Origin of the sequence: Shewanella decolorationis S12 (genome assembly GCF_000485795.1) — a bacterium.
GTDB classification, from domain to species: domain Bacteria; phylum Pseudomonadota; class Gammaproteobacteria; order Enterobacterales; family Shewanellaceae; genus Shewanella; species Shewanella decolorationis.
The window spans coordinates 904,549-929,771 of the sequence record NZ_AXZL01000076.1 but is presented as its reverse complement, the minus strand read 5'-3'; the positions used below and the strand labels follow the sequence as shown (position 1 = coordinate 929,771).

The 25,223-nt window shown below is 46.7% G+C and carries 23 protein-coding genes; 14 read left to right on the top strand and 9 right to left on the bottom strand.

The window, feature by feature from the left end; all coding sequences use genetic code 11:
* Positions 1-5 precede the first annotated feature (5 nt).
* Positions 6-284: a DNA-directed RNA polymerase subunit omega gene (gene rpoZ, locus SHD_RS21055; protein WP_007651394.1), complete on the bottom strand. Its 279-nt coding sequence runs from the start codon at positions 282-284 to the stop codon at positions 6-8.
* A gap of 59 nt (positions 285-343) precedes the next feature.
* Complete coding sequence (gene gmk, locus SHD_RS21050) at positions 344-967, bottom strand: guanylate kinase (protein ID WP_039978996.1); 624 nt, start codon at positions 965-967, stop codon at positions 344-346.
* 363 nt (positions 968-1,330) lie between these two features.
* On the opposite strand from gmk, the gene SHD_RS21045 reads away from it, so the two are divergent.
* The 4 genes from SHD_RS21045 (at position 1,331) to SHD_RS21030 (ending at position 6,435) form a co-directional block, all read left to right on the top strand.
* The gene (locus tag SHD_RS21045) at positions 1,331-2,827 is read left to right on the top strand and encodes a hypothetical protein (protein WP_039978886.1); all 1,497 of its coding nucleotides are present in this window, start codon (positions 1,331-1,333) and stop codon (positions 2,825-2,827) included.
* 146 nt (positions 2,828-2,973) lie between these two features.
* The gene (locus SHD_RS21040) at positions 2,974-3,846 is read left to right on the top strand and encodes a nucleotidyltransferase family protein (protein WP_023268986.1); all 873 of its coding nucleotides are present in this window, start codon (positions 2,974-2,976) and stop codon (positions 3,844-3,846) included.
* Positions 3,839-4,903, top strand: a complete 1,065-nt coding sequence (locus tag SHD_RS21035; protein ID WP_023268985.1) for an aminoglycoside phosphotransferase family protein — start codon at positions 3,839-3,841, stop codon at positions 4,901-4,903. Before SHD_RS21040 ends, SHD_RS21035 begins: the two co-directional genes overlap by 8 nt.
* A 107-nt stretch (positions 4,904-5,010) precedes the next feature.
* On the top strand, positions 5,011-6,435 hold the full coding sequence (locus tag SHD_RS21030; RefSeq protein ID WP_023268984.1) for an MFS transporter: 1,425 nt from the start codon (positions 5,011-5,013) through the stop codon (positions 6,433-6,435).
* 15 nt (positions 6,436-6,450) lie between these two features.
* Here SHD_RS21030 and SHD_RS21025 read toward each other — a convergent pair whose 3' ends face one another.
* Positions 6,451-7,284, bottom strand: a complete 834-nt coding sequence (locus SHD_RS21025; protein ID WP_023268983.1) for a sulfotransferase family protein — start codon at positions 7,282-7,284, stop codon at positions 6,451-6,453.
* 303 nt (positions 7,285-7,587) lie between these two features.
* Between SHD_RS21025 and SHD_RS21020 the strand changes: the two genes are divergently transcribed.
* The gene (locus tag SHD_RS21020) at positions 7,588-8,703 is read left to right on the top strand and encodes a Fic family protein (RefSeq protein WP_023268982.1); all 1,116 of its coding nucleotides are present in this window, start codon (positions 7,588-7,590) and stop codon (positions 8,701-8,703) included.
* 252 nt (positions 8,704-8,955) lie between these two features.
* Here the strand turns inward: SHD_RS21020 and SHD_RS21015 are convergent, their stop codons facing one another.
* On the bottom strand, positions 8,956-9,855 hold the full coding sequence (locus SHD_RS21015; protein WP_023268981.1) for a LysR family transcriptional regulator: 900 nt from the start codon (positions 9,853-9,855) through the stop codon (positions 8,956-8,958).
* 268 nt (positions 9,856-10,123) lie between these two features.
* Between SHD_RS21015 and SHD_RS21010 the strand changes: the two genes are divergently transcribed.
* From SHD_RS21010 to SHD_RS20995, 4 genes are all read left to right on the top strand, one after another.
* Positions 10,124-10,615: a DMT family transporter gene (locus tag SHD_RS21010; RefSeq protein ID WP_023268980.1), complete on the top strand. Its 492-nt coding sequence runs from the start codon at positions 10,124-10,126 to the stop codon at positions 10,613-10,615.
* A gap of 22 nt (positions 10,616-10,637) precedes the next feature.
* Positions 10,638-11,099 (top strand): DMT family transporter, encoded by a 462-nt coding sequence (locus tag SHD_RS21005; protein WP_023268979.1) that lies wholly within the window; start codon positions 10,638-10,640, stop codon positions 11,097-11,099.
* Between the two features lie 172 nt (positions 11,100-11,271).
* Entirely contained in the window at positions 11,272-11,979 is a 708-nt protein-coding gene (gene yjjG / locus SHD_RS21000; protein ID WP_023268978.1) for a pyrimidine 5'-nucleotidase, read from the top strand.
* 296 nt (positions 11,980-12,275) lie between these two features.
* Entirely contained in the window at positions 12,276-13,499 is a 1,224-nt protein-coding gene (locus tag SHD_RS20995) for a tyrosine-type recombinase/integrase (protein WP_023268977.1), read from the top strand.
* A 128-nt stretch (positions 13,500-13,627) separates the two neighbouring features.
* Here the strand turns inward: SHD_RS20995 and SHD_RS20990 are convergent, their stop codons facing one another.
* Both SHD_RS20990 and SHD_RS20985 read right to left on the bottom strand, forming a co-directional pair.
* The gene (locus tag SHD_RS20990) at positions 13,628-13,894 is read right to left on the bottom strand and encodes a type II toxin-antitoxin system HicB family antitoxin (protein WP_023268976.1); all 267 of its coding nucleotides are present in this window, start codon (positions 13,892-13,894) and stop codon (positions 13,628-13,630) included.
* A gap of 97 nt (positions 13,895-13,991) precedes the next feature.
* Positions 13,992-14,408 carry a helix-turn-helix domain-containing protein gene (locus SHD_RS20985; RefSeq protein ID WP_039978883.1) on the bottom strand — a complete coding sequence of 139 codons (417 nt, stop codon included), beginning with the start codon at positions 14,406-14,408 and terminating at the stop codon, positions 13,992-13,994.
* A 157-nt stretch (positions 14,409-14,565) separates the two neighbouring features.
* On the opposite strand from SHD_RS20985, the gene SHD_RS20980 reads away from it, so the two are divergent.
* From SHD_RS20980 to SHD_RS20960, 5 genes are all read left to right on the top strand, one after another.
* Positions 14,566-14,949: a hypothetical protein gene (locus SHD_RS20980; RefSeq protein WP_023268974.1), complete on the top strand. Its 384-nt coding sequence runs from the start codon at positions 14,566-14,568 to the stop codon at positions 14,947-14,949.
* Between the two features lie 558 nt (positions 14,950-15,507).
* Positions 15,508-17,079, top strand: a complete 1,572-nt coding sequence (locus SHD_RS20975; protein ID WP_023268973.1) for a type I restriction-modification system subunit M — start codon at positions 15,508-15,510, stop codon at positions 17,077-17,079.
* On the top strand, positions 17,076-18,305 hold the full coding sequence (locus SHD_RS20970; RefSeq protein ID WP_023268972.1) for a restriction endonuclease subunit S: 1,230 nt from the start codon (positions 17,076-17,078) through the stop codon (positions 18,303-18,305). The genes SHD_RS20975 and SHD_RS20970 overlap by 4 nt, the downstream gene beginning before the upstream one ends.
* 24 nt (positions 18,306-18,329) lie before the next feature.
* Positions 18,330-20,396, top strand: a complete 2,067-nt coding sequence (locus SHD_RS20965; RefSeq protein WP_023268971.1) for an RNA-binding domain-containing protein — start codon at positions 18,330-18,332, stop codon at positions 20,394-20,396.
* Between the two features lie 27 nt (positions 20,397-20,423).
* Positions 20,424-23,360 (top strand): type I restriction endonuclease subunit R, encoded by a 2,937-nt coding sequence (locus SHD_RS20960; protein ID WP_023268970.1) that lies wholly within the window; start codon positions 20,424-20,426, stop codon positions 23,358-23,360.
* Between the two features lie 557 nt (positions 23,361-23,917).
* On the opposite strand, the gene SHD_RS20955 is transcribed toward SHD_RS20960, so the two are convergent.
* The 3 genes from SHD_RS20955 to SHD_RS20945 form a co-directional block, all read right to left on the bottom strand.
* Positions 23,918-24,550 (bottom strand): YagK/YfjJ domain-containing protein, encoded by a 633-nt coding sequence (locus tag SHD_RS20955; RefSeq protein ID WP_023268969.1) that lies wholly within the window; start codon positions 24,548-24,550, stop codon positions 23,918-23,920.
* A 180-nt stretch (positions 24,551-24,730) separates the two neighbouring features.
* Positions 24,731-24,982, bottom strand: coding sequence for a helix-turn-helix domain-containing protein (locus SHD_RS20950; protein WP_039978879.1), 252 nt, complete (start codon positions 24,980-24,982; stop codon positions 24,731-24,733).
* Positions 24,979-25,218, bottom strand: a complete 240-nt coding sequence (locus tag SHD_RS20945) for an AlpA family phage regulatory protein (RefSeq protein ID WP_023268968.1) — start codon at positions 25,216-25,218, stop codon at positions 24,979-24,981. Before SHD_RS20945 ends, SHD_RS20950 begins: the two co-directional genes overlap by 4 nt.
* Between the last annotated feature and the right edge of the window lie 5 nt (positions 25,219-25,223).

Sequence of the window (25,223 nt, the reverse complement as noted above, 5' to 3'; positions counted from 1 at the left end):
TAGACTTATAGTGAACGGCCTTCAGCGATGGCGGCAACAGCTGCGATTTCTGCTGCTTCACGCTCACGCACGGTTTGACGCTCATCAGCATCTAAAGTGTGAGCATTCACTAAACCTAGTTCGATTTCACGCAGGGCGATAACCGTTGGCTTGTCGTTCATCTCTTCAACCATAGGGTCTTTACCCTGCACGGCGATTTGGCGAGCACGACGCGCCGCAACCAGGATCATATCAAAACGGTTGCCGATTTGTTCTACGGCGTCTTCTACAGTTACGCGAGCCATGTGTTGAAACTCCAGTTTATCTAGGGGAAAAAATGACGCAAAATTGTACACTAAGGCAGTTAGCCTGCCAACAGATCGTTAAGCATATCATTTTGCGCGTGGATCTGACTAGCACCCGTTAAGCGTTGGCTGCGAATGATCGCCCGCAGATCCGCCAGTGCTGTGTCAAAATCGTCATTGACAATAATAAAATCATATTCTTTATAGTGCGACATTTCAGAAACCGCCTGTGCCATACGGCTAGCGATCACATCAGCACTGTCTTGGCCACGGCCAGTGAGACGTCGTTCTAGCTCATCCCTTGAGGGCGGTAGAATAAACACGCCCACGGCCTCAGGCATTAATGCTTTAACCTGCTGGGCACCTTGCCAGTCGATATCGAGGAAGACATCGATACCTTGAGTCAAAGTGTGCTCAATCACGTGGCGCGACGTGCCATAGTAGTTACCGAAGACTTCGGCCCACTCGAAAAAGGCATTTTGCGCGATCAGTGCTTTAAATTCTTCAACATTAACAAAATGGTAGTGTTGACCATTCACTTCACCGGGGCGAGGCGCACGGGTAGTGTGCGACACTGAAACCTGCATATCGGCGGGTTTGTCTTTCAGCAGCGCCGAAATCAGCGAGGATTTACCAGCACCACTCGGGGCTGACACAATAAATAAATTTCCGCGTGCGGTCATGAGCAAAATATCCAGTTGGTTAACGCAAGAAGGGCCCAGAAAGCCGAGCATTATACAGATTTTGACCTTAAAAACGCTAGCTAACAATTGCGCACTATTGGCGTTTTTGTGGGCAATACGTATTCCCTCTGACGATTTTTGCCATTAAATGCTAGCGTGAGCTTACTTGTTTAAAATCTCTACACATCTGCATCGGCGCTATCGAGGATTTAAGCCTGATTTAGTTTTAGATGGATATTATCGGCATTTTTATCCGTCTAACGCCTTATTGCACTGACAATTGCGGCTAAATTCGTTACGCTCGTGCCTATACGACATTGAGAGTCGTGTGCGCTAGGATAATTTCACTATAAAGGAAGGGTCGTGCTGTTAAAATCTCTTTTCTGCCTTCATGGGCGTGATTCCCGTCCCCGCTTTGTGGCCATCAGTGTTGGTGTGTATTTGGGCATTTCACTGGCTGTCGCCGCGTTTGGGCCGAACTTTTTAATGTATCTTTTAGCGCTAGTGGGCTTACCTTTGCTCGCCCTTACGGCGCTGCGCCGCTTAAATGATGCGGCTAAGCCTAAGGTGTTGGTTGCAGTGTTTGTCCTGCCGCTATTGATTTTACTAGCATTGTATATAGTGGCAGTACCGCCCATAGTCGCCATTCTAGGGCTGGTTTTAGGCGCTGGTGCGACCTTTTGGGGCACACGCTTTACCTCTCCCACGTTAGTGGAATACCGTTTGGGCTATTATGGTCCGGCATTAGATATCCCAACCTCGCAGGCCGTTCCCCGTCGCCGAGTCGAGCCCGTATTAACACCAAAGGCGGCCGCTGCACAGAATGCTACCGTCTCCCATGCTGCGCCGGATATTCCGGTATCGACAGAGACCGAAGTCTATTCCCATACTGAACCTGCAAGCGCTGCTCCAATGGCTGATGCCGAGTTGGATGCTTTGCGCCAAGATGAACTGCGCTTCGATGCGTTAACGAAAATGACGCAAAATCCAGCTGACTTTGTTGTGCAAGATGCATTACTCGAGGGGCACGCCGATTTTCGTCCTGCCAATCAGAGCCGAGTCGAACAAACTCGTATCGACATCGCCGATGTGGATTTAGCCCAAGTTGATTTACAGGGCGCGGAGTTTAAGCGGGCACCGCTCGACCCTGCCGAGCACAGTGATGAGCCAGTGTGGCGTTTCGACCCCGATGAAGATACCGCGGCCTTTAACGATACTGAGCATGCCGAAGAAGTGCGTCGTCGCCGCGCCGAGGCGAAAGAGTCAGGCTCGATGACTGAGCTGTTTAGGGGTGTTGCCGAGTTTTTTGCTCCCTATCGACGTTTTATTAAGTTGCCTTCTTTACCTAAGCTTGAGCGCCGTTATTGGCTGCCCATCGGCGGCGGTGTGGGGGCGGTATTGTTAGTGCTGTTAGTGTGGGGATTATGGCCCAATAGCGATGAGTCACAGGCTGAGGAGGCTGTTCCTGTCGTGCCTTCGGCACCTATTGCCGCAAGCGATCGTGTGACCTTAGATATGCCCGATGGTTTTTCGGTGGCGTTAGAGCAAGATGTGTTAATTATTCGCTGGTTAGGCGAACGTGGTAAGCCGCAAAACCTGTGGTCTATTGCTACGGCGAAAGGGGATAAGACTTGTAGTGCACTGGTGTTTAATAATGGTACTGAGTATCGCACTATCAGCGTCGACTTGCTTGCCGATTCGGCAACAGAGGCGCGTTTCACGCCGCTCGATACCGCTAATATCATTACCGATTTAGCCCGCCGCGGCAGTATTGGTTTGTGTGGTTATAAGTTCAGCCTCAAGGGCAGCCAAGCGGTTTTAGAACCTAATCGCACCTTTGGTAATTATTTGGCACGTTAAACCGATAAAATTCTAGTCAGGATTAGGGGGGTAGATTACACTTTTGCTCCTCTTTTTCTCCAATCTTGTTTTAAATGCGCTCGCATAGCCTATTGTGGCGAGGTTCGGGAAAATATCATTAATACGAACTGAAAACTCAATCCCACATGAATACAGATTTGACCTTAGTCATTATGGCGGCAGGGCTTGGTAGTCGTTTTGGCGGTGATAAGCAATTAGCCTCCCTCGGTCCTGCGGGCGAACCCATGTTGGTGTTATCGATACAGTCGGCGATCCGCAGTGGATTTCAGCGCGCGGTATTAGTGATCCGCCCAGAGCTTGAGGCGCAACTTACAGGGATTTTGACGCAGTTTTTACCGGCGGACTTTGAGTATCACTTTTGTTATCAGTCGCTCACCGATTTGCCAGCCGAAGCACAACTTGCAGATGTGAGCCATCGTTTAAAGCCCTGGGGGACTGCACATGCGCTCTGGTGTGCCCGTGATCGTGTCAATGGGCCAATGGCGGTGATCAATGCCGATGATTTTTACGGTGATAGCGCCTTTGCCTCACTCGCGAAGGGATTAACCGCCAGACCTAACGATTGGATGATGGTGGCTTATCCCATCGAGCTGACGTTATCTGAGCACGGTGGCGTGAATCGTGGCTTATGCCAAGTGGAGCAGGGGCAACTGCGCTCAGTCGCTGAATGGTTGAATATTCAAGCCCAAGATCATGGTTTTATCGGCGAAGGCCCAGAGGGGTTGGCACCGCTTCCTTCACAGTCGCTGGTCTCAATGACTTGCTGGGGCTTCTCGCCAAGCATATTTGATGTTATTAAACGTGAATTAACGGTATTTATCGAACAACAAGGCCAATTGCCTAAATCTGAATGCTATTTGCCCGCCGTGGTTCAGGCGGGAATTGAGCAAGGTGTGCCCGTGTTTGTTGATGTGGCCAGCGAACCTTGGCTCGGTGTGACCTATCCACAGGATACTGTCTGGGTAAAGCAAAAATTAATGGAGTTATTGAGTGATTAAACTCATCAGGCAGTCAGTGTTGCCTCATTTTGGAATTGAAGCCGACGAAGCAAAAATCTCAGCGTTAGGGAATGGTCATATTAACGACACCTTATTAGTGCGTTGGCCTACGGGTGAGTTAGTGCTGCAACGTATTAATACCCAAGTATTTAAGACGCCGCAGGCATTGGTGAGTAATGCCGATAAAATTAGCCATCATTTGTGTGCTAAGGCATTACAACAGCAATATGGTCTGCAAGTGGTTAGCCCTTGTCTTACCCAAGAGGGTGAACTTGCCATCGACTTAGGTGAGCAGGGATTTTGGCGTGCAATCAGTTATTTACCCCATAGTTTAAGTATCGAAGTGGTGAAGTCTGAAGCCGAAGCTGAAATGGCCGCCAAGGCTTTTGGTCACTTTGCCTGTGCATTAAGTGATTTTGACGCCACCGAGCTTGAAGATGTGATCCCGCAGTTTCATCACTTGCCTGGGCGGATGGAAATGCTGCGCCAAGCGGTACAGCAGGATAAAGCCAAACGTTTAGAGTCGTGCCGTCAATGGGTTGATTATGCACTGTCACAGCAGAGTTTATTGGATGAGCTAGCTGAAATATCGCCACAGCTCCCGCTGCGTATTTGCCATAACGACACTAAAATCAACAATATGCTGTTTGATAAGCGCGATATGTCGAGCATGGCGATCATCGACCTCGATACCTGCATGAAAGGGCATTTGATGTATGACTTTGGCGATATGGTGCGTACCTTCTGCTCGCCTGAAGCCGAAGATTCGACCGCCCTTGATAATGTTAAAGTGCGCCAATCCATCTTTGCCGCCATTTGCCGTGGTTATTTAAGTGAGCTGGGCGAAGTGTTAACTGAAGTCGAAAAACGTAGCCTTTGGCTCGGGGCACGAGTGATTTGCTTGATGATTGGCGTGCGTTTTTTAACGGACTATCTGAATGGTGACGTGTATTTCCATGTGCACCGTGAGGGCCATAATCTGGATAGAGCGGCGAATCAGTTTACCTTGTATCAAAGCCTGCTCGACCAAGAGGCTGAACTTAAAGCCTGTTTCTAGTCTGCTTTCTGTTAGCAAACGCCCCATTTGGGGCGTTTTGTTTTTTACTTATATACGACATAATTGCAACATCAAAACCCCTCAGTCTCATATGGATTTGGCTTGTAATGGGCACCCTAGAAGCTCCCACTGCATTAACGTGTTCGCGCCGTAGCGCTAGAAATCTCTGGTTAAGATGCACTCTGCGCCGCTCGCAGCAGGAAGCCGTGGCTTCGTCGATGATGACGGCGACGAGTGATAACTTTTTCAATGCTTACGCAATTTTTCTCGGTGCCAGTCTTGCACAAATGGGCTTTGTTACTGGTTTACCGCAGCTCTTCGGGGCGATGTCGCAGTTGGTTTCGGTATGGCTAGCGAGCCATTTTTCCCGTCGCGGGTTTATCGTTTGCTGCGCTGCTTTGCAGGCGGTTGTGGTATTGGCGATGGGCGGGTTAGCGGCCTTTCGCCCCGATCATGCAGTGTGGATATTTATCGCGCTTGCCGTCGGGTATCACGGTTTTATTAATCTTATCCAACCCCATTGGCGTGCTTGGATGGGGTCTATCGTGCCCGAGCGTCGCCGCGGCGCCTTTTTTGCGGCGCGCACCCGCTTAACCATGGGCGCATCCTTAAGCGTATTCTTTATTGGCGGTGGGATTCTTACCTTTACCGATTCGCTGCAAATGGCCTGGTTAGGCTTTACTTTACTGTTTTCGATAGCGGCCATGGGGCGTTTTGTCTCGGCTTGGTTGTTATTGCAAATGCACGACCCGGATCCGCGCGAGGCCAAGCAGCGCGGCGTGTTTATCCAAACCATTCGCAATTTTCGCGGCGCATGGAAGGATAAAACCTTTCGCCAATACAGCTTGTTTGTAGCCAGTATGCAGGCGATGGTCGCCATATCGGCGCCGTTTTTCGCCGTGTATATGCTAGAAGACCTGCACTTTAGCTATATCGAATTTGTGCTCGCGAGCGTGGCCTCGATAGCGACTCAGTTTGTGACGTTGAAATTTTGGGGGCGATTTAGCGATCAATTTGGCAATCGTTTGGTGATGATTATTACCAGTTGCATGATCCCAAGCTTGCCGCTACTGTGGCTGTTCTCGGATAACTATCTGTATATTCTTCTCATTCAGGCATTTTCGGGCCTCGCGTGGAGCGGCTTTACCCTAAGCACCGCCAATTATCTTTATGATATTCGTCCCTTTCGCAGTGACTTTGCCACCTATGCGGCGCTGCAGGCGTCACTCAGCGCGGGATTGGTGTTTGTGGGGGCGATGGTTGGTGGCACGATTGCCTCCCATGCGGCGGACTTTTTAGTCTGGTCGGGCTGGAATATCTGGCTCAGTAGCCCGATTTTTGTGGTGTTTTTAGTATCGACCATATTGCGCGCATTTGTGACACTGTGGTTTATTCCGCGCTCGGTAGAACCTAAAGTCAGGCCAAGGCCGCAGTTACTGCAACTTATCTTCCGTATCCGCGGCTTTAATGCAATCTCGGGCGTGAGTCTCGACTGGTTAACTGTGGTTAAGCGTCGGAAAAATAATGATTAATCTAGAATCTAGGCCCTAGATTTTATAATCAAAGAACTTACGTTTGTCTGGCCCAGAGGCATTGGCGCTGATCTTATTGGGATGTTTATATTCATCCCAACTGGCGACATTGCGGCCGACATTCAGCTTAGGAAAGTTCTGCTGATTTTCGGCGCTGGCTAATCCCATAAATGCTAATAACTGGCCGAGGGCGCCTTGGCGGCTGACATCGATACTGAGGAAGTCATGCCTACCCGCAAAGTAGTCCAATACCTCTGTTTTATGGCGTTGATAACAATCGATAAGATGTTGTTCATCCTGCGGATTTTCGACTACACCTACGCCAAAGCTATGGCGAAAGCTGCGCTTCATGATTGGGTGGAATCGGCCGGTTTTGGCGTCCAAATGTGGCAGCATTCGGCTGAGTAACATCTGCATCGACGGCACCCAAGACTCTAACTCGCGGTCAATATAAACAAACTTGGCTTCTGGGAAAAGTTTATCTAACTGCTTGAAATCACTAAAACAAGGTGCATCGGAAATCGCATCAGCTTGCATAAAGGCTTCTTTGGTAAACGCCATATGCGCCACTTTTAAGCCTTGTTCTAATAGCGCCACACTCACGCTCGTCGTCCCTGTACGGGGCAAGCCGATAAAAATAACCTTCTGTTTTTGCTCGGCAATCACAGATTCATGCTTAATTGCATTTGGCTCGATTGCGCTTGGCTTGGTTGCATTTGGCGCGAGTAAATTTGGCCTGATGTCATTGGGTTTAGTCGAATCGCACTGTATCTGATTGATCTGCACATCTTCACTATGGTTATGCCCTTGAGAATCGGGAAGGGTGGCAATAGTTGGGTTATCAGGCATGGATTGGGCTCAGCATTCTTGTCAGCGTGGTCGCGATGGGGGTGTAAATTGGGTTTAGCATTAGTGTTTTATCAACGTTGGCAGTATATCGCAGTGAGTCGGTTTTGGCAGCGCAAAGCTGGCGTTACGTCGGTATTGCTTTGTTGAGGCAATCAACAGCATAAATCCCTTTATACTAGAAGCAGTTGGGCAAGATGAGGCGATAGTTGATATTATTCGCCTCATTATATGAGGTGAATAGATTTGTTAATTGACTCATTGTGTGAGTAGAATAGGCTTGTTATTTGACTCATGGGGTAGGATATGTGGATTTGGCAGCAAGCCGATTGGCCTAAATTTCATTGGAATATCAGCAGAGTTGATGCCCTGCTACGCCAGGTATATTTCAATCAGGGCCAACTGCTCGGCAAGCAAATGCTAAGTCACGACGACAGCCTGTTAACCTCAGCGGCGGCAATCGACACCTTACTCGCTAACATTATCCACTCCAGTGCCATTGAAGGTGAAAAGCTCAATGCGGCTTCGGTGCGCTCATCCTTGGCTAAAAAACTCGGCGTGTCCGAAGACAAACCGTATCCGACCACTGCACAAACCGATGGTTTGGCCGACATTATGCTCGATGCCTTAAAAAATTTAGATACAGAGTTAACCCTTGAGCGGATATTAGGTTGGCATAAACAGTTATTTCCCCAAGGTTATACGCTGTTTAACCCCGTTATTGGTGGAGTGCTACGTGGCGATACGCCTATGCAAGTTGTCTCAGGCCGGATTGATAAACCAAGGGTGCATTTTGAGGCCCCCTCTCGAGCGACTTTGGACGCTGAACTCTCACAGTTTATTGAATGGTTTAATGCTTCACGGCAAGAACCTGGCTTAGATCCGCTTATCCGTGCGGCGATAACTCACCTTTGGTTTGTGACTCTGCATCCGCTTGATGATGGTAATGGGCGCATCACGCGTTTATTGACCGATTTAGCTTTGGCGCAAGCGGAAAAACGCTCAATTCGTTTTTATGCTATGTCGGTCAGTCTTCTGGCCCGTCGCCAAGCCTACTATGACATTTTAGAGTCCACTCAAAGTGGTAATGTCGATATTACTCCTTGGTTAGTATGGTTTTTTGAAACCCTTAATGATTGCTTACTCAATGCGATGGGAGAGGTGAACAAGACTCTTCGGAAAATGCAGTATTGGCAAAATCTCGATCAATCCCTATTGAGTCAGGAGCAAGCCAAAGTGCTCAATCGGATGTTAGATGGCGATTTTGAATTAGGGATGAATAGTGGTCAATATCAAAAGGTCGCTAAGGTGAGCCGCGCCACCGCCACCCGTCACCTTGCGCAAATGGTCGAGCAAGGCTTTTTAGTGAAAGCTGACGCCGGCGGCCGAAGTACGAGGTATTTATTGCCGAGTGGGAGGTAGTGAGTGCTGAGCTTTAAGGCTCAACAGTGGCCACAAAATGGTATCGCCCGCAGGCACGCCGTAAACTCTTCCATGAGGGCTCCACCGCGCCATCCATGGCGCAGAGGGCCTGCTTATCGATACCATTTTCCGCTGTGCAGCCCTCGTATCGCGTCAACTTCAGTGTGAGCCTTGAATGGGGGAAAATTAGCAGTTGAATAAGCGCATACTTACAATTGGTATCTTCGCTTCTTTTAATTAAATATCAGTATGTTATATTGCACCAAGCTGCTTTGCTAAGAATTCCATCAAAAACTCAATCAATACCGTCACTTTGGTTGGGAGGTATTTTCGCTGTGGATACACAGCATAAATTCCGTGTTCGGGGAGTGGAAAGTCAGTCAGTATCGTTTGTAAACGCCCAGCCTGTAGATCGGACTCTACGATAAAGCGCGGCAGGTTGGCGATGCCAAGGCCATCGAGACAGGCTTGGTGGATAGCATCACTATTATTGACCTGATAGTTGCCTTTGGGTTGAACACGTTGTACGCCATCGGGACTGTGGAAACTCCATTCCACACCATCTTGAAAATAACTGTAAAACAAGCAGTTGTGCTGAGTTAACTCGCTAGGAGTCATGGGTAAACCGTGCTGCGCTAGATATGTTGGGGACGCGCAAATCACGCTCAAACAAGGGGCTATTTTGCGGGCGATAAGGCTGGAGTCGGGTAGTTCGCCGATACGGATAGCTAAATCGAAGCCGCCTGCGATTAAATCTGTGGTCTTGTCATCCATTTGCATTTGCAGCTGAATATCGGGGTAACGTTTTAAAAATTCAGCGATTAAAGGTGCAATATACAAGCGGCCAAACACCATAGGCACGGAAATTCGCAAATTGCCTTTAGGTGTTTGCTGCAATTCACAGATGGCATCTAATCCTTCTTGGGTGAGCTGTACCGCCGGGCGAATGTACTCGAAATAGCGCGCGCCAGCGTCGGTTAGGCTCAAACTGCGGGTGGTGCGTTGTAATAGTTGAATCCCTAAGTGTTGCTCCAACAGGGTGATTCGTTTGCTGATGGCTGATTTACTCAGTCCAAGCTTTTGTCCCGCCGCAGAAAAACTACCGCATTCGACCACAGTGACGAAAATGGGCAGGGCGGAAAAATGTTCCATGTAGGGCTTCCTTTATAAAACGATGCTGTAACAGCCGAGGCTCGGCTGTAGGTCGCTTGTTTCTATCACTTTAAATTGAGTATGAGGGGATTTAGAGCCTCACTTGCTTCTCGCATCTCGCATCTCGCATCTCGCATCTCGCTTAAAGCGGAAATCACTAACATTAATTGTTAGCTAAAGCTCAACAATAGGTTTCTATTACGGTGGATTATAAGGCCTAAACTATCAGTGTAGACTATTTTGCAACAAAAATGGATGGACTGTTTTGATGCAAACGTCAAATAAACTGACCTTATTTATGTCCTTTGTGGCGCTCTGCTCCGGCGTTTTACTGGCATTAATGATTAAACTCAATAGCCAGCTTGCTATGTATAGCTCACCGCTTTTGGCATCTTGGATGGCTCATGGTATTGGGGCAATAACAGTATTGTTAATGCTGTTTTTACTGAGAAAAAGGCTGGTGTGTAAGGAAGCCAAGTCGACTTTGAATGCCGATGCGAGTCGATCTCTGTTACCTTGGTGGGTGTATTTAGGTGGCGTTCCTGGGGCTGCGACGGTTGTGTTGGCCGCTGTCACAGTCAACAGTGAATTAGCCTTGGCTGGCACCTTAGCATTAATGCTTGTGGGGCAGTTAATCTTGAGCTGTATATTCGACTGCTGTGGTTATTTTGGTGTCGTTAAGCAGCGCATTCGATTCACAGAAGTCATTGCTATGGTGATGATTTTGTTGGGAGCCATGTTGGTGATTTATTCACACTAGCTGGCGTATCAGGGGAAATTGAATGGAATTGATGGTACTTATCGCACTGCTTAATGGCGGTTTGATTGCCTTAAGCCGAACCTTTAATGGTGCCTTGGCAAAACATAGCCATGCGTTAATCGCATCTTGCTGTAATCATATTGTGGGCTTTGTAGTCTTGAGTGCATGGATAATCTGCCTAGAGAGTGGCACAAATCAGCTACAGGGGCAGCCGCCCGTGTATTTGTATCTTGGTGGAGTCATTGGTGCTTTATTTGTCGTGCTAAATAGTTGGGCATTGCCATCGTTAGGAGTGATGCGTTGTACTTTGCTGGTGATATGTGGGCAGATGCTGACAGGTGTTATGCTGGATATAATATCGAGTGCCAACGGCATTCATTGGGCGTCGCTCGTTGGAGTATGTTTGATGTTAGCGGGTGTCGTGTTCCTTAATCGGGTGAAACAACCTACGCCGCAGGTAAAGCACGCGAATTGCTCATTGTGATATGGCGTTAATCGCCCTCCAATCTCATCATCTTGTGTCGAGCGGTTTGCTTAGTCATCTACAATACGCGAGAACTTAGCCTAGGTTGCGATTGGCTGTTGTGTTGATCATTTTGGGATTTGTCGCAGAGTTTTTCATGCTTAGTATTTGATTTTTTGTTATTAGGAGTGTTATGTCGTTCTCAAGCCAGGCTAATTCTTCGGCCGCACCTTACTCTTGGGTGCTTTTCGATGCCGATGAAACCCTCTTTTATTTCGACGCATTCGAAGGGTTGAAGCTGATGTTTTCAGGCTTTGGTGTCAGTTTTACTCAGGTCGATTTTGAGGAATACCAAAGGGTAAATAAACCGCTGTGGGTTGCTTATCAGGATGGCAAGATCAGCGCCGCCGAACTACAAACCATCCGCTTTGAGCCTTGGGCGGCAAAGCTTACTGTGACCCCACAAACCTTAAACAGTGCGTTTTTATCGGCTATGGCAGAGATTTGTGCACCCTTGCCCGGCGCCCGTGAATTGCTGGCCGCGCTGCAAGGAAAAGCCAAAATGGGGATTATCACCAATGGCTTTACCGAGTTGCAGACAGTGCGTTTAGAGCGTACAGGTTTGCAGCATCATTTTGATATTTTGGTGATTTCAGAAAAAGTGGGTGTCGCAAAACCCGATGTGGGTATTTTTGAGCATGCACTTGAGTTGATGGGGCACCCAGCGCGTGAGCAAGTATTAATGGTAGGTGATAACCCTCATTCAGACATTCAAGGCGGCATCAATGCGGGATTCCACACTTGCTGGTATAACGTCCATGGCCATGCCGCGCCTGAAGGGATCACCCCACATTATCAAGTGAGCTCCCATCGAGAGCTACAACAGATGCTGGGGCTTTAATGGGGTACATATTGTTGTACATATAATGCGAAAAGGGGCTAACCCTTGCAGGTTAACCCCTTTCCTAACAATCACTTAATCGAAAAGATTAGTTCATGCCGTAGATTGCATTTAGGTGTTTTCAGTGGTTTTCACATGTCTCTGTTTCACATAAGTTTTTATTAGTTATCAACAGCTAAGAGGATTTTAGTGTCTTGGTTGGTATTGATGCGTATTGGTTCCTATGGTGACATGGGGGTACATATGGGGGTACATGGATTTGACCCTTTTTCTGCCTTTATTGAGTGAAAAATGCCATGTTATACGAAACCAGTCTGCGCGCCTTAAACGGTAAATCTCAACCTAAACCGCTAGAGCTTTCTGATGGAAGAGGTCTTGGCGTACGAGTGTCTAAAGAAGGTAAAATCCGCTTTCAGTACCGCTATAAAATTCAAGGTCGAAATAAGCGAATGGACTTAGGCAGCTATCCTGACCTATCGCTCAGCAAGGCGCGGGATATCGCAGAGGAATGCCGCACATGGCTCGCTGAAGGACATGATCCCAAAATTAAGCGTTCTATGGGGCGAGAAAAATCATTAGCTCCCGTTACTGTTAGGCAAGCGCTTAACTACTGGATAGATGAATACGCCCGCGAGAATCGTGTCAACGTAGATAAGTGCCTTAAGCAGTTTGAACTTCATCTATACCCCTACATCGGTCATTTTCCATTAGAACAAACGGAAACCCGCCATTGGATTGAGTGTTTTGACCGTATCCGTAAAGGCATTAAGGGCAAGCAGAAGCCAGCCCCTGTAGCATCAGGCCAAATTCTACAAAATGCGAAACAGGCGCTGAGGTATTGCCGAGTTAGGCGGTATGCTGTGAGTCATGTGCTTGATGATTTGATCGCCAGTGACGTAGGCAAGAAACAGGGGAAAAAAGATAGGGTGTTAACCGATGTTGAGTTACACGATTTATTAAGTGCAATTCGTGAGCGGCAAGGCAGTTTATATATGCGCTATCTGTGTCAGTTTTTAATCATTTTTGGTGCCCGTACACAGGAGTTACGGCTATCAACCTTTGATGAATGGGACTTAGAACGCGGCATTTGGACAGTGCCAAAAGCCCATAGCAAAACTGATAAGATCATCATCAGACCCATACCTGCTAAAGTAAGGCCGTTGCTTGATTTACTTTATAAACGCCACGGCCATACGGGTTACCTTTTAGGGGAGCTTAAAAGTGGTGAAACGGTCAGTGCTTCTGGCAGTAAATTTCATCAAAAACTAAAGCAAAATGAATGTTGGTCATTACACGATTTGCGGCGAACCTTCGCAACCAAGCTTAACGATTTAGGCGTTGCCCCCTATGTGGTCGAACAGCTATTAGGGCATACCCTTGGTGGTGTTATGGCTATTTATAACCGCAGCCAATACTTACCAGAAAAACAAGCTGCACTCGATATGTGGTGCGATTGGTTAGATTTACTGATTAATCCCGCTGACAACGTCGTGTCTATTAACGCGAAAAGGGCGGGTTAGGCTGGCCCGATGTTATAGACGTTGTTTGGTTCCGCAACATAGCAGTCTGGTAAATCCCTTTACTGGAAGCGACAGGGTCATTAAGCATGATCTCCATGCGTTCGCGTATGTAGCGTTTACAGCGAACCTCAATACGGCTCAATGATTACGTCAATAATCGCCCATGACCAGCCATGGTATTCAGGTGCCCTTTTTAGCGCCTCTAGTTGGCTTGCCTGTGGCGGTGGTATTTGGCGTTCGGCCAAATCTTCGAGAAACATTTTAGCGGCCTCATGGGCGTTGTTAAGCGCTTCGTCTAGCGTGTCGCCAGCTGAAAAGCAGTTGGGTAAATCGGGAAAGGTAACCCCGTAGGCGTGTTCGTTGTCGCCAGTTTCGATGGCCACTGGATATAACATAGTCATTCCTTAGTGATTTAAGCTTAAAAACGTAGAGTCGCCAATCATCCTATAGCTATATGACAACGAGCAGCCCTTGATATGGGGTGTTAGCTTTTTAAATGAAAAGCGCACGGGGGACATTAAAACGCGCGGCTAACTTTTGGATATGGGTAAGGCTCAATTGCATCTTGTCATTGACTATCATGGATACAGTTGCAGCATCGCCGATTTCGTCTTGAAAATCGCTATTATTTAGGCCGTGCTGAGTCATTAAAACACGCAATACTGCTGCGCCTTTATCGGTGTTATTCACCGTATCGTTAAAATCTTTGAATTCGTCGCTTTGTGCTTCGTACTCGCTAATCCTCAAGACGAGTAAGTCGAGCAACAACCCATTAGTCTCTAGGTCGCCAATTAAATCGTCGACTAAGTTCAGAGCCGCTAAATAATCCTGTTTGCTTCGAATACCAATGATAAATGGAATTTCGGTTTCTAATTCAGCCACCAGCTGCCTTACACGCGCAATATTCATATACGTTGCCATGGATTAACCCGTCGCTAACGATTATGCGCTTTGCTTGGGGCGTTCACAAATTAAACCGAGCTAACCTATTGCGAAATAACAAAAAGGGAGCATTGTATTGATTGGCTCAGATAATTGGCACCCAAACAACGGATTGGAGGTTTAGATGACAACAGTAAGGCTGTTAGTTGATGGCGAGGTTGATGTGTTTTTGCTGGTGGCTGAGCCTCGAGGTATGCGCCGCTCTTATGAGAAGGAGATCGACGCCCCGTATGAATTCGACTCGGTCCCCCCTGAGTGTATCCGCACTCTTTCACATATTCTTGATGGATTCATGCTGTGCGGGCATATTTCCCATGAGGGCGGGGATGCGGTTATATGCTCGATACCCAAGATGATTGGGCTTTTGCGAAGTATGGGCTACGAAGTTACCCCTGATGAAAATTATGATGCCATGGTTGAGGATGCCGCTATTCCCTTGACCGATGCGCAGTTGCGCGCAATGAAAGCTGATATGCAAAAAGAGCGCGAACAAGGAATCGTGTATTAATGAGCCGAAAGCCTCGATATCATCAGTTTGGCTGGTTAGCGTATATTTAGCTTATGGTTCCGTGCTCATTACCTGACTGTATTAAACCTTCACCACTAAGTTAACACTCTTGGTGTTACGCCTTACATCGTAGAGCTGCTATTGGGTTATACCTTAGGGGTGTTATGGCTATCTATAGTCGCAACACGTATTACCCGCAAAAGTCATGTCACTGAATATAGGGGCGTGGCTTGGAGCTCTTTGCAAACCCTGCTGAGAAAGTGCTCTTCATTAACCCCCACTAAAGCAGGCTAACAATGCGTCAGAGCGACGTAATCCGAACTTAGTCATCTACACCTTATTTCCATTATCGCGCGTCAATTCTGTTTTTAGCCGCATTTAAATTGATATTGATTGTTGACGTAGTAAGGAGGATTGATGCCCTCTTTATAACGTCAGCTTATCTATACCGTTAAGCGCTAAGTATCTTTTTGATCTCGCACTGAATACGCTAAGGAGTATTGTGTATAATCGATGCCATTATCGGTGCATAACACCCCATTTTTATACTGAGTCATCATGGTCGAACTACATCAACAAGAGCTGAAAAAGCAGCTATGGAACATCGCTAATACCCTACGCGGTAACATGTCGGCTGACGATTTTCGTGATTACATCTTAGGGCTGATTTTCTACAAATACCTGTCTGACAAACTTAATCGTTATGCTGATCATCTCCTTGAGCAAGACGGCTTGCACTTTGCTGATATTGATGAGACCAGCGCTGGCGGCAAAGAGACGTTAGACGACATTAAAGAAGAGACCCTCGATAAACTCGGCTATTTCTTTAAGCCATCCGAGCTGTTTCATGTGCTTGCCGAGCGAGGCGAAAACGGCCAGTTTATTCTTAGCGATTTGACTAATGTGCTTAACCATATCGAGCAAAGCACCATGGGCGCAGACAGCGCCGATGACTTTAATGGCCTGTTTGATGAGCTCGATTTAACTTCAAATAAGCTCGGCAAAACCCCTGATGCGCGTAATAAGCTGATCGCGCAGGTGTTAGCGCATTTAGATAATATCGACTTTCACCTTGAACACACCGAAATCGACATCCTTGGTGATGCCTACGAATACCTGATTGGTATGTTTGCCAGTGGCGCGGGTAAAAAGGCGGGGGAGTTTTACACCCCGCAAATGGTGTCTAAATTGCTTGCCAAGTTAGCGACCCAAAATAACGCAAATCTTAAAAGCGTATACGACCCTACCTGTGGCTCCGGCTCCTTGCTGCTTCGGGTCGCTAAAGAAGCTAATAATTCCGACCTTAAATTTTTCGGCCAAGAGAAAAACCCAAGTACCTATAACCTTGCCCGCATGAATATGATTATGCATGACGTGCACTATAGCCGCTTCGATATTCAAAACGACGACACCTTAGAAGCGCCGCAGCATTTGGATTTGCGTTTTGATGCCGTGGTGGCTAACCCGCCGTTTTCGGCGAGCTGGTCTGCCAGTCCCTTGCACCTTAATAACGACCGTTTTGCCGACTATGGCAAGCTTGCGCCGCAATCTAAGGCCGATTTTGCCTTCGTACTGCATATGCTCCACCAGCTTAACGACACTGGCACCATGGCGGTGGTCTTGCCCCATGGCGTGCTGTTTCGCGGCGCGGCCGAAGGCCATATCCGCCAGCACCTGATTAAAGATAAAAATTACCTCGATATGGTGATTGGCTTGCCTGCCAATATCTTTTTTGGCACCGCCATCCCCACCTGTGTACTGGTATTTAACAAACACCGCCAAGCCGATGACAATGTGCTATTTATTGATGCCAGCCAATACTTTGAAAAAGGCACTAATAACAACGTGATCCGTGAAGAGGATTTAGAGCGCATTTTGGACGCCGTCGCCAAGCGTGAATCGATTGCTAAATTTGCCCATGTTGCCAGCCCCGCCGAGCTTAAGGATAACGACTATAACCTTAATATCCCACGCTATGTCGATACCTTTGAGGAAGAAGACGCAATCGATTTAGCCCAAGTGGCTAAACAGCTGGTGGAATGTGAGCTGGCGATGCTGGCAACCGATAACACCATTGCGGCCTTCTGTCAGGAATTAGGCATTGATTCGCCGTTTGAGGTGAAGGAATGAGTCAAAAATATCCAATACTTCGTTTTATAGAGTTTCAATCTGAGGGTTACGAAAGCGTTAGGCTTAGTAGTCAATTGTTAAGTTACAAATTAGGCGGAAATTATTCCAATACAAATATCCCTACAGGCTTCCCCTTAATAAAGATGGGCAACTTAGGCCGTTCGTGCATGAATGTCGATAAAGTTGAATATATACCTGTAAGTGAAATCATTGATGCCGACGATTTGATGAAACATGGCGATCTTTTTTTTAATACAAGGAATACGTTGTCACTTGTGGGGAAAGTCGCTATCTGGAAATGTGAGTTGCCTGTCGCATACTTCAACTCAAATTTATTAAGATTGGAGTTTAGAAATAACTATTATTTCAATTATTTATTAAACTCTCCTTTACAAATAAAGAAATTTAAGAGTATTGCGAGTGGCACAACATCCGTTGCTGCTATTTATACAAAAGACTTATTAAAACTGCCATTGCACATCCCAAAGTCAGATAAGGAACAACAAAAAATCGCTGACTTCCTGACCTCTGTCGATAGCAAAATTAGCCAGCTTACGGAAAAGCATCGCCTGCTTAACGAGTACAAAAAAGGTGTAATGCAGCAGCTGTTTAGTCAGCGGCTGCGCTTTAAAGACAAGGACGGCAATGCGTTTCCTGAATGGGAAGAGAGACCGTTAAATGTATTGGCTTCTAAATGTACCGAAAAAAACAAAGGGCGGCTGGTCAAAGATGCTTTAACTAACTCGGCTAAGTACGGAATTATCGCGCAACAGGATTATTTTGATAAGGATATAGCCAACGCTGATAATACTGATAATTACTATGTGGTTAATATTGACGATTTTGTTTATAACCCGCGTATATCTGAACATGCCCCCGTTGGTCCTATCGGTCGAAATCATGTAAAAAAAGGCGTCATGTCCCCGTTGTACTCGGTATTTCGTTTTAAGAACAACGTGAATCTAGATTTTATTGAGTACTTTTTTAAGGGCTCTACATGGTATCGCTATATGAACTCTGTAGCTAACTTTGGTGCAAGGCATGATCGTATGAATATATCTAGCGCTGATTTAATGGCATTGCCTTGCCCTTATCCTTGCTTGGCCGAACAACAAAAAATCGCTCAGTTTTTGCAAGCCTTAGATAACAAAATCACGGCCGTAGCCGAGCAAATTGAGCAAACCAAGCAATTTAAAAAAGGCTTATTGCAGCAGATGTTTGTCTAGGGCGCATTTAAGGATAAAGGCTGAATGACCGAAAATAGTCAACTCCAAGAAATTGATATCGCCACGCAGCAAGAGAGCGTTGAGCTTGAATGCAAGCTTGCCAGTGGTCGAGATGGTCAAGGTGCACTGCCCCATGATATGTGGGAAAGCTATAGCGCCTTTGCCAACACCCGTGGCGGGCTGATTTTATTGGGGGTGAAAGAAAAAAAAGGTCAGTTCAGCGTTGAAGGCATCGCGCAACCAGCGCCCTTACTTAAAAACCTGTGGGATATAGTCAATAATCCGCAAAAAGTCAGTGTTAACCTGCTGAGTGAGACCGATGTGCGCTTAGCAACACTTGAGGGCAAAACCGTGATTGCCATTCAGGTGCCGCGCGCTCCCCGTGAAAGCCGCCCCGTATTTATTAATGGCAATCCCCTTAATGGCACTTATGTGCGCCGTTATGAGACCGACCAAAAGTGCCAACAGCTTGCCATCCAGCGCATGTTAGCCGAGCAAGAGGAAGTGCGTGATAACCGGATTTTTGAGCATTTCGGCTTAGAGGATATCGATGCTGAAAGCCTACGGGTATATCGGCAGATGTTTGTGGCGGCAAAACCGGATCATGTGTTTTTGACCTACAACGACCTTAAGTTTTTGGAGTCGATACGGGCGTGGCGCAAAGACAGGGTTACGGGTAAGCAAGGGCTCACGTTAGCGGGCATTGTGATGTTTGGTACATGGCAGGCGCTGCAAGATGCCTTGCCCTCCTACGCGTTAGATTACCGCGAACAAGACGGGCACAACGAACGCTGGGTTGACCGCATTTATACCGATGGCTCATGGTCGGGTAATGCCTTTGACTTTTATCGTAAGGTGTATCGCAAGCTGACGGCAGATCTCAAGGTGCCTTTTGGCCTTGTGGGCGATCAGCGTATTGACCACACTCCCGCCCATGAGGCCATTCGCGAAGCCTTAGTCAATACCCTTGCCCATGCCGATTACACGGCTGATGGCAATATTTTGATAGAGAAACATCCGGATTTTATTGGCTTTCGTAATCAAGGGTTAATGCGCGTGCCAATACAAGAAGCCATTGCAGGCGGCAATAGCCAATGCCGCAACCCTGCTATTCATCAAATGTTTTTAAACATCGGCTTAAGTGAAAAAGCGGGCTCAGGCGTACCTAACATCTACCGCAATTGTAAGCGGCAAGACTGGCAGATACCGCACCTGTATGAAAATGATGTGTTAGGCCAGACCTTGCTCGAATTGCGCATGGTGAATATTGCCTCAGATGAGCTAATTCAGCGGCTGGTGGCACGATTTGGTGCGGGCTTTAATCAATTAAGCCAGCTTAAACGTACGATATTAATCACCGCGATGACAGAGGCGTGGTTTAACCATGAGCGTATTTGCTCGCTGACCTCTGAACACACTCGTGAAGTGACTATTGCATTAAGCCAGCTGGTTTCTGGCGGCTATTTAGAGTCATCTGGTCAACACAAAAGCAAGATTTATCATTTAAAAGGCATTGAGGTGCCTGCGCCTGATAATAATGCAGGCAAAAGCATTAGCTTTGTAGCATCGCCTACAGACGTGCAGCTTTCGCTATTTACGGCGGATTCGACTGCGCTTGTTACTGACGCTGAATATAGCGACACCGACGGCAATAATGATCTCGCTGTGGATATCGACAATAGAGGTCCGGACTTGACTCCGGATATCGACAATAGAGGTCCGGACCTAGCTCCGGACATGGGGAATAGTGGTCCGGACTTAGCTCCGGCTCATGAGGCAGCTTTCGATAAGCAGGCTCAAGATTTATGGGCAAATTTAAAGCAAATCACCCAACCGCTCCTCGCGCTATCTGAACGCAAAAGAACCAAGGCGGCGATTGAGCAAGTGATTGTTGAACTTTGCCAAGCTGCGGAGCCGCGTTGTCTAAAGCTTGCCGACATTGCCCTTTTACTCACGATGAAGCCGGACACGCTTAGAAAAAATTATCTAAGAGAAATGGTAAAACGGCAGCAATTATATTTAGCCTACCCGACAGTGCCTAACCACCCAGAGCAGGGCTATACCACTAAAAATAATACACAACAGAACTAACACCGCTAAGGAAGGCAATACGACGCTATGGATTACCAATCAGAACAGCAACTTGAAAACAATCTAATCAAACAGCTCAGCACGCAAGGCTTTGAGGTTGTGAGCCTGCCAGATAATGCCGCGCTACTGGCGAACCTGAAAAAGCAGCTTGAGCGGGTGAATGGCATAGTGTTGTCTGATCGCGAGTTTACACAGGTGTTGGGTAAGCTTGAGGGCGGTAATATTTTTAGCAAGGCTAAGATGCTGCGCGACCAGCTGGATGTCAGCCTTGATAACGGCGATAGCTGTCATTTGACCTTGCTGTGTGATGCCCCTGAGGCGGGAAAGCCTCATCGGAACCATTTTCAAGTCGCTCAGCAAATTACCGTTAAAGGTGTTTACCTTAATCGCTACGACGTGACGATTTTGGTTAACGGTTTACCCTTAGTGCAAATAGAGTTGAAGCGCCGAGGGCTTGAGCTTAAGCAGGCGTTTAATCAAGTTAAGCGTTACCAAAAGCACTCCTATCATGCTAATCACGCGTTATTTAATTATGTGCAGCTGTTTGTGATATCTAATGGGGTGAATACGCAGTATTTTGCCAATAACAGTGAGTTATCCGCTAAGCAGACTTTTGATTGGACCGATGTTAATAATCGGCGTATCGCTAAGTTGCCTGAGTTTGCGAGTGCATTTTTACAGCCCGCCCATCTTACGGCCATGCTGTGTAAATACATCGTATTGAACGAGACGGAAAAGTGCTTGATGGTGCTGCGCCCATATCAGTTTTATGCGGTTGAGGCGATTGTTAAGCAGGTACAAGAATCTACAGAGCCCCAAGATGAGCAGCGCTATCCTAATGGCTATATTTGGCATACTACGGGCTCAGGTAAGACGCTGACCTCGTTTAAAGCGGCGCAAATTATTACGTCATTAAGCGAAGTCGACAAAGTCGTGTTTGTGGTGGATCGAAAAGACCTAGATTATCAAACCGCCCTTGAGTTTAACGCCTTCTCGAAAGGCTGTGTTGATAGCACCGACAATACTAAGGTGCTGTTCCACCAGCTACTGGATAAGGCTGTGACGCCGCGTAAGGGGCAAAAGGAAAACCTCAATCGTAATACTAAGCTGGTGGTTACAACGCTGCAAAAACTCAACAATGTGGTGACGAAAAAGCGCTATCTTGATGAAATGGCCGCATTGAAACACAAGCGAATTGTGTTTATTTTTGATGAATGCCATCGCAGCCAGTTTGGCGACACCCACTTAAACATTACTCAATTCTTTAAAGCGGCTCAGCTATTTGGATTCACGGGGACGCCGATATTTACTAAAAATGCCGTTACTAAGAGATCAATCAAAAAGACGACCAAGGATTTATTTGGCGAGTGTTTGCACACCTATGTGATTGTTGATGCGATTCGTGACCAAAACGTGCTTAAGTTCGCTATCGAGTATGTCGGGCGTTACCAGTACAAAGACGGCTCGAATAATAATCTCGATATTGAAGTTGAAGACATCGACACCAAGGAGCTTTTAAGCTCGCCAGCGCGCTTAGAGAAGATTACCGATTACATTATTGCGAATCACAATCGTAAGACCCATAGCCGCGCTTACAATGCGATGCTGTGCGTGTCGGGCGTGCCTGAACTCATTCAATATTATGAATTGTTCGCTAAGAAAAAGGCTGAGGGTAAGCATAACCTTAAAATTGCAACCATTTTTAGCTATGAGGCCAACGAAGAAGAGGAATACGAACTCGGCGGTAGCGATGTGGATGAGGTGCGTGAGGTCGCCGCTAAGTACCTCAATGAAGGGCAAGCGAACAAACTGCATAGCCGCGATAAATTAGAGGGCTTTATTGCCGACTACAATGCCATGTTTGGCTCTAGCTATAACACCTCCGACACTAAGCTGTTTTACGATTACTACAAGAACATTGCCAAACGGGTAAAGGCGAAAGAAATCGATATCTTGCTGGTGGTCAATATGTTCTTAACGGGTTTTGACGCGCCCAAGCTCAATACCTTGTATGTAGATAAAAGTCTTAAGCAGCATGGCCTTATTCAAGCATTCTCGCGCACCAATCGATTGTTAGACGAGACAAAGTCCCACGGTAATATCGTTTGCTTTAGAAACCTTAAAAAAGCCGCCGACGAGGCGTTTACGCTGTTTTCTAATAAACAGCCTAAAGAAGACATCGAGACCCCATCCTACAACGAGTTACTTGCTGATTTTAACAAGGCCCATGCCGCGCTATTGGCGATTACGCCAACCGTGGATGATGTTGATACCTTGCCCGACGAAGACGCACAAAAGCTGTTTGTATTGCAATTTAGGAAGCTATTACAGCTTAAGAACATGCTAAGCAACTTTGCCGATTTTGATATGGCCGAGACGGGCATGGATGAGCAAACCTTTCAAGATTTTACCAGTAAGTATGCTGACTTAAGCCGCCAGATCCGCGAGAGTTCAACCAAAGAAAAAGTGTCAGTTTTAGACGATGTTGATTTTGAATTGGAGCTATTGCACCGCGATGAGGTCAATGTCGCCTATATTTTGCAGCTATTGCGCGACCTTCATGATGAGGATAGCGACGAAGGCAAAATTAAAAAACGCCAAGTTATCGCCAACCTTGTAGCGGCTGATCCAACCCTCTTGAGCAAAAAAGCATTGATCGAGAAGTTTATCAATGACCACCTAGACGGCATACCAGCGGGCGGCGACGTAGAGGAAGAATTTGAATTTTTCTGGGAAAAGGAAAAGCGTCTCGCGTTAGAAGCGCTTGCTCAAGAGCAGCTGCTCAACCAAGAGCGCCTACTCAAGCTGGTGGCGCGTTATGAGTTAAGTGATGAAATGCCGCTGCGAGAGGACTTTGCCGACGCCTTAGAGACTAAGCCGACCTTATTGCAGCGCAAGCGGGTGCTACCCATTATCACGGATAAATTTAAACGCTTTGTCGATACGTTTATGTCAGGATTTTAAACCGTAATTGTCTGTCTTCAGTTTTATGCACCTTGAATGGCGATATGAGAGCGCGTTACGTATCGCAATACACGGTTAAGCGTATCGGTGTATGCCATTGCTGCTAATGCGTTATTCTTAGTTTTGGGGCCATTGATGTCGGCTTAAATATGCTCTCTACTGATTTAACATTTCCTAAAATGCCGCTCTGTTATGGAGCGGATTGCACTTAGCAGAAAATACTGTGTTGTGACATGCGTTCTAACCTGCATTTTGTTCCCGACTGAAAGTCGCTTTCATTACAATCCCCATATATATGCTTCGGAATTGGCTGGCTTGAGTGATCACAAAAAAGTGATCACAGGACTATGCGACGAATTTTTTGATCAGTTTTTAGAAATGTCTAAAGCTTAATTATTTGAAAAATAGATTTTTTACCTAGGGTGTTTGATCCGGCTTGTGCATTAAAAATCTAAATATCTAAAATGCAGAACAACGGTTAACCTTTTTTTAACATTATTTGTAGCAAAGTTACGATGAGTTGAGTAAACGAGGGGGGAGACTGAAAGTCGGCCATTTTATCGTTTATGCTCGATGTGGCTTATGGAAAAACTTTTGGCGCGGCTTGGCTTGCCATTTTTTGAGTCATTTTTAGCTAAATAACTAAGCCTGAATAGCGCTTTTTGAAAGGATGCAAGCGAATTACGTTGAATCTCATAGTCGCAGTTTTCGGGGAAATGGGCGTTGATATCTACAACTAAGGCCAAGGCGTGCTGCACAATGTTGAAGGTAGTATTCGTGCTATTGGCTTTATGGCCATTGAGTAATACAAAGCAGTGATAATGGCATTTGTCGTCAGAGCTGTTTTGTTCTCTTACCCAGCCGAAAACTACGGTCGATTGGTAATATGATTCCAGCGACTTAACGACAATACTTCTGAATTTACTGATTTTATGATTGTGGGGTAAGGAGTCATATAGCGAGATATCGAAGCGGATCATATAAGCCTTAGAATGCCACGACAGGAAAGCGCTGAGAACACCGTATAGCTTGTTAAGCAATGGTCGATTAATCCCTGAGGGAAATGACATAATTTTCCATACGCGGCCTTCTATTACGACGTCTACCGTTGGTGCGATACTGGGCAATATCGTAGGCTTTGTATTCGTTGAAATAGCTAAAGCAGGTTTCTTAACAAAAGCTTGAGTCATAATAATATTTAATTACCTAGTGCAAAATCGTAACCGCTCAGGCTGTAAGCCTTGTGTCATCTGGTTTTCAGCGTACTAATTTCGATTTATTCAGTTCGACAACCCGCTAGAACAGCCCAAGTTGTCTCACTTCAACTTTAAGGAAAGGGCAACGTATTGCCCTTGTATCCTCGGCTAGAGCTATCGCTTAGCTTGACGTTCCCAATGCTGATAATCTGATAGCCTTACCATCCATTGGTTTTGGTCTTTAAAGGCTCTAGGTGCATCCTCGCCCCGTTGCAGCCAGCGCCTCACGGTTTTGGTATTTCGACCGAGTCGAGCGGCGATTTGCGCGCAGGTAAGAACAGACTCAACGGTATGAGTTAATGCGATGTACTCGCATGGTCTTGGTTTCTTTTGGCGTAGGGCGTTAGCCACAGTTGATTGAGTCATTGATTGCCCTCCATTTGCTTGAGCTCTACCACGGGGCAGGCGCGCACCCATGCGACGATTTCGCTGAGCTTCCAAACGTTAGTATTCGCATTTAGCTTGATGCGCTGAGGGAATTGCCCAAGTCGCTCCAATTGAAAGGCGTGCGCTCGACTTACCGATGTAATGAATTGGCGTTGTTGTTCATTGATGACAATCTCATTGGGCTCAGATTCAGGTGTAAAGAAGGATGTATTCATTCGTC

Coding starts and splice junctions, on each gene's coding strand:
- rpoZ (WP_007651394.1), bottom strand. CDS start 284: ATGGCTCGCGTAACTGTAGAAGACGCCGTAGAACAAATCGGCAACCGT.
- gmk (WP_039978996.1), bottom strand. CDS start 967: ATGACCGCACGCGGAAATTTATTTATTGTGTCAGCCCCGAGTGGTGCT.
- SHD_RS21040 (WP_023268986.1), top strand. CDS start 2,974: ATGAATACAGATTTGACCTTAGTCATTATGGCGGCAGGGCTTGGTAGT.
- SHD_RS21030 (WP_023268984.1), top strand. CDS start 5,011: ATGGGCACCCTAGAAGCTCCCACTGCATTAACGTGTTCGCGCCGTAGC.
- SHD_RS21025 (WP_023268983.1), bottom strand. CDS start 7,284: ATGCCTGATAACCCAACTATTGCCACCCTTCCCGATTCTCAAGGGCAT.
- SHD_RS21020 (WP_023268982.1), top strand. CDS start 7,588: ATGTGGATTTGGCAGCAAGCCGATTGGCCTAAATTTCATTGGAATATC.
- SHD_RS21015 (WP_023268981.1), bottom strand. CDS start 9,855: ATGGAACATTTTTCCGCCCTGCCCATTTTCGTCACTGTGGTCGAATGC.
- SHD_RS21010 (WP_023268980.1), top strand. CDS start 10,124: ATGCAAACGTCAAATAAACTGACCTTATTTATGTCCTTTGTGGCGCTC.
- SHD_RS21005 (WP_023268979.1), top strand. CDS start 10,638: ATGGAATTGATGGTACTTATCGCACTGCTTAATGGCGGTTTGATTGCC.
- yjjG (WP_023268978.1), top strand. CDS start 11,272: ATGTCGTTCTCAAGCCAGGCTAATTCTTCGGCCGCACCTTACTCTTGG.
- SHD_RS20995 (WP_023268977.1), top strand. CDS start 12,276: ATGTTATACGAAACCAGTCTGCGCGCCTTAAACGGTAAATCTCAACCT.
- SHD_RS20990 (WP_023268976.1), bottom strand. CDS start 13,894: ATGTTATATCCAGTGGCCATCGAAACTGGCGACAACGAACACGCCTAC.
- SHD_RS20985 (WP_039978883.1), bottom strand. CDS start 14,408: ATGAATATTGCGCGTGTAAGGCAGCTGGTGGCTGAATTAGAAACCGAA.
- SHD_RS20980 (WP_023268974.1), top strand. CDS start 14,566: ATGACAACAGTAAGGCTGTTAGTTGATGGCGAGGTTGATGTGTTTTTG.
- SHD_RS20975 (WP_023268973.1), top strand. CDS start 15,508: ATGGTCGAACTACATCAACAAGAGCTGAAAAAGCAGCTATGGAACATC.
- SHD_RS20970 (WP_023268972.1), top strand. CDS start 17,076: ATGAGTCAAAAATATCCAATACTTCGTTTTATAGAGTTTCAATCTGAG.
- SHD_RS20965 (WP_023268971.1), top strand. CDS start 18,330: ATGACCGAAAATAGTCAACTCCAAGAAATTGATATCGCCACGCAGCAA.
- SHD_RS20960 (WP_023268970.1), top strand. CDS start 20,424: ATGGATTACCAATCAGAACAGCAACTTGAAAACAATCTAATCAAACAG.
- SHD_RS20955 (WP_023268969.1), bottom strand. CDS start 24,550: ATGACTCAAGCTTTTGTTAAGAAACCTGCTTTAGCTATTTCAACGAAT.
- SHD_RS20950 (WP_039978879.1), bottom strand. CDS start 24,982: ATGACTCAATCAACTGTGGCTAACGCCCTACGCCAAAAGAAACCAAGA.
- SHD_RS20945 (WP_023268968.1), bottom strand. CDS start 25,218: ATGAATACATCCTTCTTTACACCTGAATCTGAGCCCAATGAGATTGTC.